Genomic DNA, 13,118 nt, shown 5'->3' on the forward strand with positions numbered 1-13,118 from the left:
GTGTTGAACAAATCTTTGGCTTCGTATCTTTCCCTCAATAAAAAGCGATTGATGCTATCGTGTGAGACATTTCCCAGTATTTCTGACAATCTATTACATCCCATTTGTTTGGGTTCTGACAATAAAAACAATGTGTAGTGTTCGAGATTGCATTGTGCGGTGGAAGGTTTGCTGATTTTCCTGATTGTTCGATACCTGTTTTTTTGATGTCTTCTACTTAAGAGTGCATTGTCTCATTATTCTGTCAATGCGTAAGTCCTAACTTATTACTTATTACTTATTACTTAATGACGAGTTACACAGTTACTAACAACTAACAACGAGCCACCAACAAGCTTTAACCCAAACAACCTAAAAACTGACGGACTGTAACACTAGGCTGCTCAGATTCCATAATGGAGCGTACCACCGCAACTCTTTGACCTCCTGCTGCAACAACATAATTAATATTAGTCAGATTTACACCACCAATGGCAAACCAGGGAATTGGGCAATTTTGAGCAGCATATTCAATATACTCTAGTCCTGCGGGTTCTTTTCCAGGTTTAGTGGGAGTTTTATAAACAGGGCCTACACCGATATAGTCTGCACCTTCTGCGATCGCATTTTGCATTTCATCAGGATTGGTAGTGGAGCGACCAACTATTTTATGATTACCTAAAATTTCTTTGGCTAAAGCGATGGGAATATCTTGCTGTCCGAGATGTACTCCATCAGCATCTACTGCTAAGGCTAAATCGACGCGATCGTTAACGAGCAATAAAGCACCGTAGTCATGACACAATTTACACAATTGTTGTGCTTTTACCAGACGTATATTATCATCTGTGCTTTTGTCTCTGTATTGAACTAAGGTTAAACCACCCCGTAAAGCATCATCTACTATAGCAAGTAAGTTTTCTGAAGAAGAAGTAACCAAATATAAAGAAGACCGATATAATTTTTTGTGGCGATCGCTATTTAATAAATGACTTTCTAAGGTATAGACTCGGTAGCGCAAACTTTTACAAACCCCTCCCATTTCTGGTAAGCAAAGCTTACCATACTCTTCTAATACTCTCAAAGCTTCTTGAATTCTGGCTAAATTAGCTTGTAATAAAGACTCGATACTGTCTCGTGTTTCTTCTCTTGGGTGAGAAAGCTCTGTTCCCACATCTGATGGGGTATCTCTTGCTTGGCGAATTTCCCAAGTATGCAACACAGCTAATTCTTGACGCATTTTTTTACATTCTTCAGCTAAGGAAGGGTTATTCAAGCCAAAACGACACCATTCCTCGATAATTCTCAATCCTTCTCTGGCACGATCTAGATTAGCGTCTAAAATGCGATATATAGCCTGTTGCATACTCAATAATATTTAGATAATATTTATACTTAGCAATATAATTTTGTATATTCTTAGTCGAATTTACCGTAAGATACCCTCAAACCCCAAGCAATACCAATTCTAGTGCATTGGCTAAATATATAAAAAAATATCTAAGTACTACATTTAGTCTCTAAAAATATTGGCATTCCTAACTTATAACTAAAAGCTAAATCTCCAGTCACTTTTAAGAAACAGTATAGATTTATTTTAGTTTTCCTCTATTTCCGTTAATAATTTGATTAGGAGCTAGTAATATAAAATACTTCTTTCTACTTCATTTTTTATTTTGTGTCTAATCCCACAGTTTTTGTTGCCAACTTCTCAGCCTACCATGTACTTGTGTAAATAAAGATAAAACATTGCCTAAGCTTTCATTAGTAAGGGCGATTTTTTGTTCTCCCTGACTGGATAAGTCTTTTGCTTGTTCCAAAGCAGATAAAGAAGATTCTATTTCTTGTTGATAGATGGTATCAATTTGCGCTTCGAGTTGCTGAATAATTTCTTGGTAAATAATTTGAACTTGTTCGATGATAGCTATTCTGAGTTGAGGAAAAGAATTTTTAAGTTGTTTTTGGTAATCTGCTACTTTGGTGTTGCTTTGAGATTTTTTCAGATTACTGATTAAAATATCGGCGATCGCATTAAAGGGAGTGACTTCGGCGATCGCTTGCAAGGTATCTAAATCAGTCCATTTTTGCTCTGCTAAAGAAAATTGAGCGAATTGTGCTTTATCTGTAGAATGCTGAGTGAGTAATTGTAAATCTTCCACAATGTTACTCGCTGCTTGCTCTAAAATAGCGACAATTTTCGGATGATGGATATCTAGACAAGAAGCCACTGCTTTGTGCAAAGAATCAGCAAAGAAGAAAGGATAATGACGGCGAATATCTTCTAGCTGATAGCGAGATAGAGAGTTAATTGCTTCAGATTCAAAACGATCTAAAAATTCGTTTAACCAGCCTTGAGTTTCTTGGGACAACTGCTCAACTTCTGTAATGATTTGCTGTTTGTGTTCTTTGATGCGAGTATATAGTTCTGAGGATTCATCTTGACACTGTGCGATCGCTTGGCTTAATTCAATTTGACTAGACTGCATCCCATTACGTAGCAAAAGAATTTGTGATTTCCAATTGTTTAAATCTCGATCTACTTGAGTCGCCAGACGAGATAAATGAATCAGATCGCGGTTGAGTAAAATCGAATTTTCTAAAGACTGACGAAATTCGGCAAAAGCAACTTCTAAAGCCTCTGCACGCTTTGGATTAGGACGAGATAAAGACTCTCTGCGACAAAACTCATCTTTGGCACTAATACCAAAGAGATGGGCTTGGGGAAACAGGCGATCTATCTTAGTTTGAATCGCGCCTAAGAGCCTTGATGCTTCTTCATTACTGCGAGCGCAGTCTAACATATTGACCACAAAAAAGACTTTAGGAAAATCTTGGGGTAACAAAGACACTCGTAAAAAATTCTGTTCTGATAAAGATAGAGGAGACAATGCAGAGATTGTAAAAATAATCGCATCTGCTTGTTCTACAATCGATTGTACATCGCTATCAAACCGTTGAAAAATATCCCCCGTACCTGGAGTATCAATTAAAGAAATACCTTGTAACCACTCCATAGGAGTTTTTATTTTAAGATATTTTACTGGTGGAAGTTTTTCGAGAATGGGTTCTAAGCGATCTGCATAAAGTTCTTCTGAGGTTAAGTCTACTTTTCCGCCATCTTGCAGTACCGCCTCGATTTTATTTTCTTCTCCGTGTTCGAGATAGTTAATCGTAACAGTTTCGGGAGTTACGTTAGTGGTGACAACTTCTGCACCCACCAAAGCATTAATTAAAGTGGATTTTCCCCGTTTGAAATCTCCGACAACTACTAAAGAAAAATTACCCTGTAGTCTTTGAGAAATGCGATCTAAATTAGCTAAAATTTTTGGGGTTAACTTCTCACCAAGAGTAGTTTTAATTGAATCTTTTTGAACTTGCTGCAACAAGTTATCTAAGATGGCGTTAAATTCTTTTTGTAAATCTTGAGGATCGTATCTAATTGTTTTGGTTAATTCCATTGCTTTATTTTCGTTTTATATCTGAGATTTTTTAATCTTTTGAATGGATTTTAAATAGCGAAATAATAATCTATATATTCAAGTCATAAGGAGAGTAGGGTGGGCAATGCCCACCTTACAAATTCAGGAAAAGGTACTTTCTCGCAATTATTTCCGCTTATAGCTGGTTAAATCAAGGTTTTTGGACATATAGACGCGATCATAACCGTTTTCATGAACTCGTCTAATTTCACGGTAGCCGATATGTGTATACAGATTAATGTTCTCAGACATCTTTTCGTGAGTATAAAGCGTAATAGTATCAAATCCCGACTCTATAGCTTTCTTTTCCGCAGTTTTCAGCAGAATTTTGCCAATACCCTTGTTTTGGTGTGAGGGATGAACAGCAATATTGTCGAGAAGAAAAGTTGGATGAGCAATTTTTAGGACAATCAAGCCTAGTACAGAGCCTTGTTCCTCAATTACATACACATAATTTTTGTTGATAACTTCTTGGTAGTTTTCTAGCATTGGTCCTGGAGGCTTTCCTAATCTTGTAATGTATGGATAGTAGGCATCGTGAACCAGTGCTGTTACTAAGTCTGCATCGAAAGATTCCGCTTGTCGAATTTGAATGCTCATTGATTGAGTATTTTCTTAATTAATAATGTAATATTTGAAGCGACAATAGTTTTTTTTGAAGTATTTACTTATTGATAAAAGTCGCTCGGCTTACTCAATTTCAACTGTTCTTGGTTGAGATACCGATGCTTGTCCTGTTTTATATCCTGTGGCTAAAACATTGATAAACTGTTCGCAACGTTGATCGATTTCTGCTTTACTGCGAGAATTAGAGGTTGCCATTTCTTCACGCCAAGTAGCTAAGACATCACAATCTGCAAACAATCTTAAGGCTTCAATGCGTTTATGAGTCAAAGGGTGGGAACGAGTTAACTCTAAAAGACGTACTGGAGTAGCCTGTACCTGAGAGATTTGTTTAATATATTCTTCGAGGTTAATTCTATCTAGCTTATTAATACCGCCAGTTGCTAGTTTTGCCAAAGCCATTTGCGCTGTATCGAGATTACCACAACAGATCAGCCCAGCGCGATCGCAAGTTATTTCGGCACAACGACTCCAACGGGAGAAAAATAATAGCAAACCCCCTTGAATCATTAGTTTGAGGATTCCCAAACCAGGCACAGATCTTAAAATAACTGCTGCCATAGTATTGGTCATTAACTCCACTGCGGTATTATAAACCCCATGTAGGTTATGGATATGTCCACATTCATGGCCGATGACAAATTTTAATTCTTCTGGGCTTAAGGCTTCGACAATAGCACTAGAAAGAATCACAATTGGCTCTACATCATCTGTAGCAATGGTATAGGCATTAATCATCGGCGAATAGTAAATAAAGATTTGCGGAATGCCAATTCCTAAACGACGGGCGCATTCTTCTCCTAAAGCGTATATTTCGGGATATTGTTGGGTACTAACTGCCACAGCTTCCATTTGCTGTATCTGACGATAAATAGGTACTGCCATCGAAACTAGAGATTTTGCGATCGCTCTTACTGGGCCCATTGCAGCCAGTTGTTGACGGAGTTGCCGATCTAAAGAAAAGGCATAATCAGGAATACCTCCTACCAAATGAGAATTAATTTCTCTGTCTCTGGTTTGGAAGTAACTACCAAAATTTAAGTCAATCCTAGCTGTGGGATTATCAGAAGAAAGGTTTTTCATGATTTGAAGGACTAAGAAGTAACAGTAATAAGTAGCGTAGCTGTAGAGACGTGATATATCGCGTCTCTAATACAAATCTACGGATGACCAATAACTGATTTAATCAGCCAATTTCTCAGCCAAATTAATTTTTTGAGTTAACTGACGAGATAAGCCTTGTGCGCTACCAAGAATTCTTTCAGTTTGCTTTCGCATTTCTTGAATGTCTTCGCGTTCTTGTTCTGTCATCACTTCATCTCGTTCTCGTTTCGCACTGATATCTGTAAGGGTGTTTTGGGTATTGTCCAAAAGCGCATCTACTTCTTGGCGTACAGTTTGTTTTAGCTTGTCAAAAGTTTCATTAATTTGCTGATTCGCATTTTGTTCTAGACGAGCTTCACCCAACCTATTTTCAATTTCTGTCAATGCTGCTTTTTTGTAATTATTTTTGAAGTTTTGGATTTGTTCGCCACCAAAAACTTTTTGTACCAGTCTACGTCCCGTAAATACCGACAAAGCACCTACCGCTATTACCACGGGGAAAGTAAAAGGTAAACCGATAATTCCTGCTACCAAACCCGCAGCAAAAAATGTACCAAAGCTTCCCGCAGCACCTACAGCAGCACCTTTAACCCCTGCTTCTTGGTATCCAGACCAAATACCGCCAAATCCAGTAAATACAGCTAATGCAGCAGTGATACCTTCTCCTGTAGCGTTAGTATTAGCTTTAGTAGAGGCTTCAATAGAGACAAACTGCATCTCAATATTTTGCAAAGTCCCTACTACATCGTTAGCGAAGTTTTCTAAGCGACTTACTTCTTTAACTAAGCCGATTTCGATTTCTTTTTGAATTTTTTCTGATTGTTGCTGCGCGCTTTTTTGGATCGCACTTGATACTAAACGACCTAGCTTTTCACTGGCCGATCTGGGGTTTTTAAGTTCTTGAAGGTCAATAACTGCCGAATCAATGGCTGTGATTGCTGATTGTTTTAATTGTTCGGGAAATTGGGTCACTAGGGGACGAACGCGCTGTTTTACTTCCACAGCTGCTGCGTCAATTTTATTCATTTCTTGAGCGTTTTTTTCTCGCAAATCGGTAATTTCTGCTACTGAGTTTTCATATTTAGATTGAAATTCCTGTTGCTTCATACCTAAAGCATTTTCTTGGATATCCAGGGTTTTAAGAATTTCGTTGGCTGAAGCAATAACGCGGTTTACTGGTACTTGCAAGAAGGTTGCGCCTCTTTCTTCGGTTAAAAACTTTTCCAAAGAGGCTTCAAATTCAGCAAAACGACTTGATGCTAATAATTCTGCGTCTCCTGTTTGTTTGGACTCCAGTGCTTGATAAGCAGAGATGCCAAATACTTTGGGCGTACCAATTTTTTTGATGTATACTTCGTACTCTGGAGAATTTTCACCGTATTCTTCTTTCGCACGGTCGATTACCATTTTTTGAATGCGGTTTTGAATACTTCCTATTACTCTATCTGCATCCCCAGGACGATTAAAGTTATCAATTCCGTTGACAACAAAAATAATTCTTCCTAAATCATTGCTTAACAGCTTGTCTTCTAAAAATCTTCTTTCTGATTCACCAAAGGGAGACTGTGCCAAAATTACCATAATGGCAGCATCCACTTGAGGTAATACCGATAGAGTAACCTCATCCATATTGGATTCATCATTTAACCCAGGAGTGTCTATAATATCAACATTGTTTTGACAGTAATGTACGGGATAAGAAACGATCGCTTCTTTGACGTTGGCTGCGGTATCTTCAGACTCGGCGGTTAATTTTGTCACATAATCTTCCAGGCGATCTATTGCTACTTCTTCTTCTTTACCATCTTTGAAAATAACTTTAACCGCAGGAGTGACACCATAAGTAACACGGTTAAGCGTCGCCGAACAGGGTAAGATATCAGATGGTAAAATATCGCGACCTAACAGAGCATTAATAAAGGTACTCTTACCCCGCTTAAATTCTCCCACAATCGCTACAGAGAAAGATTTGTTTTGCACTCTCTCAATGACATCATCTATTAGAGGAATTGATTTATCTAGATTAAGTTCACGAGAGATTTTTTTTAGCTGTTTTAAATCTCCTACTAGAGAGATGATCGCTTTTTGTACCCCGCCAAAGGTGGATTGATAATTAATCTCTGTATGTTCTACTGCGGTCATTAATCTTGGCACTCCTTAAAATAAAGAATCGATATAAAAAGACAAGTAAATGTCAACATTCGCGCGACGCAAAGCTAGTCCTTTAGGGCGTTCCTTAGCGGATTTTCAATCCGCAGGGTCGCTCGTCAAAGTAATGTAGTTGTTTTTCTGTTCTGTGAATTCCTACGTCTCAACTAAGATAGGGTATGCACAATAATGCTGGTTTTTGAGATGAAATCAAAAATAATCAGCATGAATAATCGGGATTAGGCATAACTAGCAAGAGTAAGCTTCCTTAGTGTTGCAAAAGGTAATTTTAGTTCTTTTAAATTTTATTCCTTTTATAAGTTCTAAGATATATAGATATTGACTTCTCTTTTTTTGGTCATATTAATAATCATTAAGTACTACATCAGAAACAAAAATCTAAAATTTGTCAATAAAACTTAACATTAGTCAATATTTATCTATAATATATACAGCGTTTCTCGTAAATAGCGTTTTTCCACAGCAAATAAAATAACGATAGAGGGATATCTATGCCATTCACTACTGATTCAGCCCGTAATATATTTCCCAATACTTTATCTGCTGATGCGGTACCCGCCTTAACAGCCCGATTCAATCAGCTTAGTGCAGAGGATCAACTGGCTTGGATTTGGTTTGCTTATTTAGAAATGGGTAAAAGCATTACTGTCGCTGCTCCTGGGGCTGCTAATATGCAGTTTGCTGAACCTACTCTTAATCAGATTAAGGAAATGAGTTTCCAAGAACAATCTCAGGTAATGTGCGACCTTGCCAACCATGCTGACACACCAATCTGTCGCACTTACGCTACTTGGACTGCTAACATCAAGCTGGGTTTTTGGTATCGTTTGGGAGAATGGATGGAGCAGGGAATTGTTGCTCCTATACCTGAAGGCTATAAGCTTTCAGCAAATGCTTCTGCGGTATTGGCAACACTTCAAGGATTAGACTCAGGTCAACAAATCACGGTACTACGAAATACTGTAGTAGACATGGGATTTGATACCTCTAAAATGGGTAACTTCAGCAAAATTAGCGAACCTGTTGTTCCTCCTACAGAAATATCTAAACGAACTAAAGTCACCATCGAAGGCGTAAGCAATCCCACAATATTAAGCTATATGAACTTGTTAAATGCTAATGACTTTGACGAGTTAATCAAACTATTTGCTCCCGATGGTGCGCTGCAACCTCCTTTTAAAAGACCAATTGTTGGTAAAGATGCAGTCCTCAAATTCTTTAAAGAAGAATGCTATAACCTTAAATTAGTTCCAGAGCGCGGTGTTTCCGAGCCTGCTGAAGAGGGTTATAGTCAGATTAAAGTAACGGGAAAAGTGCAAACTCCTTGGTTTGGTGCTGGTGTGGGTATGAATATGTCTTGGAGATTTTTGCTTAATTCTGAGAACAAAATTTTCTTCGTGGCGATCGATCTGTTAGCATCTCCTAAAGAATTACTCAATCTAGCTCGTTAAGAACAATCAAAAGCAAGCAATCCCAAAAATTGCCAATTAATTGCAACAAAATTAATCTTTAGTTGTAGTTAAATAAAAAATTATTTTTAGGCATCTTCAGCCGACCGCTAACAAACAAAAACGATCTCGCTCTTGGCGAGGCGTGTGCGCGGTCGGCTTTTTTTATGTTTGCTAAATTCCTGATAAAACCCCTTGTGCGACTTTTTTAAGTCATTGATTTTATTGGCTTTCAGAAATAGAGATTTGCTAAAAATACTCTGAAAGTATTATTCTCTTCTAGAAAGTTGCACATCGCGTTTATAAAAGTATCTTTAATAATTATGATTAATTTTTGTAAACAATTTTAATATTCATTGGGTTTTGGATGTGATAAATGTTACCATCTTGTTCATAACATAAACAAATGTAATGTATTAAATTAAGATTCGGTGTTGTATTAATGTTGCAATTAAACGAAAATAAATCTTCCAAAACGGAAGAAAAAATCGCTAAAGAAGCCTTGAAAATCGCTTATGAGAGAGAAACTTCCACTTTAATCGCTAGTATTCGAGATCGCGCTAGCTTACTTACAGAGCTAGAAGAATTGTGGTATGTACACGATCTCTTAAGTACCAAAAGACACGAGATAGATGGTAAATACAGCTATAATCCTTCGACAATCGTGTTTGATTTTGCCAGATTAGTCAAGGAAGGATGGCTAAACCTCGACGAACTAAAGGGTTTGAAGCCAGAAATGCTATCTAAGATATCTGCACTAGCACGAATGTAAGTGTCATTAAGGTTGAGTTAAAAAATCTTCTCGATCTGCTCGACTCGACTATTACTGATGCTTTTGTCCACAGCTAATACAATGGAAAGCTTGAGCTTTAAGTTTTGCGCCACAGTTAAGACAAGCTATCTGATTACCGCAGTGAATACAAAATTTGGCATTATTCTGATTTACTCGACTACAGCTATAGCAAACGTGTCCTGTAACTGACCTTAACTGTTTAGAGATATTTTCTACTTCTGTTAAGATGTCTTCGGTTTCTGATGACATCTGTTGTAGCTTCTTTTGTTCGATTTCAATTAAAACTTTGGCTCTTTCCCATTTAACTCGCTTTTCTAGTTTTTGTTCTTGAATTTTGAATATTTCTTGCGATGCTGTTGTTGTGTAGTTGCGACGGTGATTTTCTTCTTGAGACTTGAGTTTAGCGATCGCATTAAGATATAATTTTTGAAATTCTACTTGCTGTTGTTCTAGTTTGCTATTTTGTTTTTTAATAGAATGTGAGATAGTTTGAGAATGGGCGATCGCTTTATTAGTGGGTACTTGCAGTAAAATAACCCCCTTCTCTTGTTCTAAAAACTTGCGTAGAGTAGCTTCAAAGGGTCGAAACAAACTTTTATCTAGTAAAGCACTATCTCCTGTAATCTTTCCCTCTAAAGCCTGATAAGCAGACAAACCAAATACTTTTAACTCGCCAATTTTGCTGATATAAGTCTGATACGGTAATGAATCTGGCTCAAATTTTTCTTTAGCGTATTCTAAAATCTTATCTTGTAGTCTTTGTTTAATGTGCTTGATAATCCGCGCTGCTGCTTCAGGGGGTTTACATAAATCAATTCCTGTAATTACAAAAATTACCTTACCTAAATCTTGAGTCAACAAACTCTCAGTTAAAAACTTAGACTCTGTTGCAGAAAGAGGAGACTGCGCCATCATGACAAAGATAGCAGCATCAACCTGGGGTAACACAGAAAGAGTAATTTCTGTAAGATCGGCAGTATCACACAAACCTGGTGTATCGATCAAATCCAGATTATTTTCTCGACAATAACCCACAGGATAATAAACTACTGCTTCTTTAACCTTTAAAGCTTGTTGTGCTGATTCTGGAGTAAGATTAGTCACATAATCGCTTAATTTTTCAATTTCGACAAATTCTTCCTCACCATCTCGGAATACAATTTTGATTTTTGGGGTTAAACCATAAGTCACTCTATTAATTGTTGCCGTGGTGGGTAAAATATCAGAGGGTAAAATATCTGCGCCCAGTAACGCATTAATAAAAGTACTTTTTCCCCGCTTAAACTCCCCCACAACTGCAATCGAAAAAGTATTATTAGCTAATTTGTGAAGAATTAGCTCAATATCAGTCTCTAGCTGCTGCAATTTAAGTTTGACAGCAAACTCTTTGAGCTTTCGCAGCACCTCTATTAACTTAAATAAAGTTTGTTTGTAATCAAGAGACAAAAATGAATTAGCTTCTCCTCTCAAGACTGTTATCTCCTCGTTATTTATAGCTACAGCAACTTGGTTTAAAAATAGCTGTACACTGAATGCGAAATGCTGTTTAGTTAATTTTAGGGGTTTTTCTCTAATTTGATAAATCAAAATCGCCACTAGCAACCAACCACTAACTATCTCGATCCCGCTTGACGGGACTAACCACTAAAAATGAAATGCATCTTGTTTTATAAACCCTACAATGTTTTATGTCAGTTTACAGACCGTAATGAAACCACAAAAAGAAATACGTTAAAAGATTACATTTCTATACCTAATATTTATCCTGTTGGCAGACTAGATTCAGATAGTGAAGGCTTATTATTACTTACAGATAACGGTCAGTTACAACATCGTTTGGCACATCGTAAATTTGCTCACCCTCGTACTTATTGGGTACAGGTGGAAAGAGTTCCCAATGAAATAGCATTACAAAAATTAAGACAAGGCATCAAAATCAAAGACTATATTACTCGCCCTGCAAAAGCAAAGATTTTATCTCAAGAACCAGCGTTACCCCCCAGAAATCCACCTATTCGCTATCGTAAAACCGTTCCCACCTGCTGGCTAGAAATAAACCTGACAGAAGGACGTAATCGCCAGGTACGCCGAATGACTGCTGTGGTAGGTTTTCCTACTTTACGACTGGTAAGAGTAGCAATGGGCATTAACAATACTCGCTGTGAAATCACTGGGTGTTCAGCGTTTCGAGGAAACCTGGAACAGCGCGATTCTTCAAGGCGAGGAAACCTCGCCGAATCTCGCGCTCAAACTACGCCCACTCAAAATTGCCATTATTTGAGTTTAGGTCAACTACAACCTGGTGAATGGCGAGAATTGAATTCTCAAGAAAAATTGCTGTTACAAAAGTTAGTCTAAAATATTAAATATTTCTAGTTAAAATTTATAAAAATCTTAATTATTAATTTTACAAAACTTTTTCTTATTTTTTGTAATGAAATAAAAAATAAATTAACTACAAAATGCGTCTCAATTCAAAGAGATGTAAATATACTTATTTGTAAGGCAAGATACAAATTGCCCAACAATCAATCAATCGATAATTGTTCAATGTTCATTAAGGTTCATTAATTTATTGTTCATCGATCGTGAGTTATTGATTAAAGTGATAATTTATTCTCGTAATTATAACTATGACAACTACCTATAAACAGGATCAAAACTATAGTCTGTGGGAACGTTTTTGTCAGTGGATAACTAGCACGAATAACCGTCTTTATGTCGGTTGGTTTGGTGTTTTAATGATTCCCTGTCTGCTTGCTGCAACTATTTGTTTCATCATTGCTTTTATTGCTGCTCCTCCTGTAGATATTGATGGAATTCGTGAGCCTGTTGCTGGCTCAATTCTTTATGGCAACAACATCGTTTCTGGTGCTATTGTTCCTTCTTCTAATGCCATTGGCTTGCACTTTTATCCTATTTGGGAAGCTGCTTCTTTAGATGAGTGGCTTTATAACGGCGGTCCTTATCAGCTAATCATTTTCCACTTTTTAATTGGTGTCTTTTGCTGGATGGGTCGTCAGTGGGAACTTTCTTTCCGCTTAGGTATGCGTCCTTGGATTTGTGTAGCATACTCTGCTCCCGTATCGGCTGCTAGTGCTGTCTTCTTAATCTACCCTCTCGGACAAGGTTCTTTTTCCGATGGTATGCCTTTAGGAATCAGTGGTACTTTCAACTTTATGTTGGTATTCCAAGCCGAGCATAACATCTTGATGCATCCCTTCCATATGCTAGGTGTAGCTGGTGTTTTTGGTGGTTCTTTATTCAGTGCAATGCACGGAAGCTTAGTAACTTCTTCCTTAGGGACTTGCGCGTAAATAAGTTACCAGATAATCTGATAAATATGAAGCAATAATAACTAGAAAAAGGCGATCGCTGACTGGTGATGCTAACAGAAAAAATCAAATCAACCATTAAAGATGCTGCTCTCAAGCTAACTGGTTCTAAGAAAAGAGGGTTTATGGCACAAGTAACCAAAGATTATTTGAATAGTTCACCCCGTAAAGCAGAAACGCAACTAGG

Annotated in this window: 9 protein-coding genes and 2 pseudogenes; 4 read left to right on the plus strand and 7 right to left on the minus strand. The window is 37.4% G+C overall.

Going from position 1 to position 13,118, the window contains the following annotated elements; all coding sequences use genetic code 11:
* The 6 genes and pseudogenes from H1P_RS38465 to H1P_RS23760 all read right to left on the minus strand — a co-directional run.
* Positions 1 to 185: pseudogene (locus H1P_RS38465) on the minus strand (IS701 family transposase); the annotation flags it as partial.
* 152 nt (positions 186 to 337) lie between these two features.
* Positions 338 to 1,345, minus strand: coding sequence for a thiamine phosphate synthase (locus H1P_RS23740; protein WP_144872006.1), 1,008 nt, complete (start codon positions 1,343 to 1,345; stop codon positions 338 to 340).
* Positions 1,346 to 1,661: 316 nt separating this feature from the next.
* Entirely contained in the window at positions 1,662 to 3,437 is a 1,776-nt protein-coding gene (locus tag H1P_RS23745; protein ID WP_144872008.1) for a dynamin family protein, read from the minus strand.
* Positions 3,438 to 3,584: 147 nt separating this feature from the next.
* Positions 3,585 to 4,058 (minus strand): GNAT family N-acetyltransferase, encoded by a 474-nt coding sequence (locus H1P_RS23750; RefSeq protein ID WP_144872011.1) that lies wholly within the window; start codon positions 4,056 to 4,058, stop codon positions 3,585 to 3,587.
* Between the two features lie 90 nt (positions 4,059 to 4,148).
* Positions 4,149 to 5,165: a M48 family metallopeptidase gene (locus H1P_RS23755; RefSeq protein WP_144872013.1), complete on the minus strand. Its 1,017-nt coding sequence runs from the start codon at positions 5,163 to 5,165 to the stop codon at positions 4,149 to 4,151.
* A 99-nt stretch (positions 5,166 to 5,264) separates the two neighbouring features.
* Positions 5,265 to 7,328: a dynamin family protein gene (locus tag H1P_RS23760; protein ID WP_144872015.1), complete on the minus strand. Its 2,064-nt coding sequence runs from the start codon at positions 7,326 to 7,328 to the stop codon at positions 5,265 to 5,267.
* A 518-nt stretch (positions 7,329 to 7,846) separates the two neighbouring features.
* Between H1P_RS23760 and H1P_RS23765 the strand changes: the two genes are divergently transcribed.
* Together H1P_RS23765 and H1P_RS23770 are read left to right on the plus strand one after the other, a co-directional pair.
* On the plus strand, positions 7,847 to 8,806 hold the full coding sequence (locus tag H1P_RS23765; RefSeq protein ID WP_144872017.1) for an orange carotenoid-binding protein: 960 nt from the start codon (positions 7,847 to 7,849) through the stop codon (positions 8,804 to 8,806).
* Between the two features lie 439 nt (positions 8,807 to 9,245).
* Entirely contained in the window at positions 9,246 to 9,575 is a 330-nt protein-coding gene (locus H1P_RS23770; protein WP_144872019.1) for a hypothetical protein, read from the plus strand.
* A 51-nt stretch (positions 9,576 to 9,626) separates the two neighbouring features.
* Here H1P_RS23770 and H1P_RS23775 read toward each other — a convergent pair whose 3' ends face one another.
* Positions 9,627 to 11,192, minus strand: a complete 1,566-nt coding sequence (locus H1P_RS23775) for a dynamin family protein (RefSeq protein WP_186376107.1) — start codon at positions 11,190 to 11,192, stop codon at positions 9,627 to 9,629.
* Between the two features lie 54 nt (positions 11,193 to 11,246).
* Between H1P_RS23775 and H1P_RS23780 the strand changes: the two genes are divergently transcribed.
* Positions 11,247 to 11,954, plus strand: coding sequence for a pseudouridine synthase (locus H1P_RS23780; protein ID WP_144872023.1), 708 nt, complete (start codon positions 11,247 to 11,249; stop codon positions 11,952 to 11,954).
* A 275-nt stretch (positions 11,955 to 12,229) separates the two neighbouring features.
* A pseudogene (locus H1P_RS23785) lies at positions 12,230 to 12,898 on the plus strand (photosynthetic reaction center family protein); the annotation flags it as partial.
* Positions 12,899 to 13,118: the final 220 nt, after the last annotated feature.

Source organism: Hyella patelloides LEGE 07179 (assembly GCF_900659865.1).
GTDB classification, from domain to species: domain Bacteria; phylum Cyanobacteriota; class Cyanobacteriia; order Cyanobacteriales; family Xenococcaceae; genus Hyella; species Hyella patelloides.

Coding starts and splice junctions, on each gene's coding strand:
- H1P_RS23740 (WP_144872006.1), bottom strand. CDS start 1,345: ATGCAACAGGCTATATATCGCATTTTAGACGCTAATCTAGATCGTGCC.
- H1P_RS23745 (WP_144872008.1), bottom strand. CDS start 3,437: ATGGAATTAACCAAAACAATTAGATACGATCCTCAAGATTTACAAAAA.
- H1P_RS23750 (WP_144872011.1), bottom strand. CDS start 4,058: ATGAGCATTCAAATTCGACAAGCGGAATCTTTCGATGCAGACTTAGTA.
- H1P_RS23755 (WP_144872013.1), bottom strand. CDS start 5,165: ATGAAAAACCTTTCTTCTGATAATCCCACAGCTAGGATTGACTTAAAT.
- H1P_RS23760 (WP_144872015.1), bottom strand. CDS start 7,328: ATGACCGCAGTAGAACATACAGAGATTAATTATCAATCCACCTTTGGC.
- H1P_RS23765 (WP_144872017.1), top strand. CDS start 7,847: ATGCCATTCACTACTGATTCAGCCCGTAATATATTTCCCAATACTTTA.
- H1P_RS23770 (WP_144872019.1), top strand. CDS start 9,246: ATGTTGCAATTAAACGAAAATAAATCTTCCAAAACGGAAGAAAAAATC.
- H1P_RS23780 (WP_144872023.1), top strand. CDS start 11,247: ATGAAATGCATCTTGTTTTATAAACCCTACAATGTTTTATGTCAGTTT.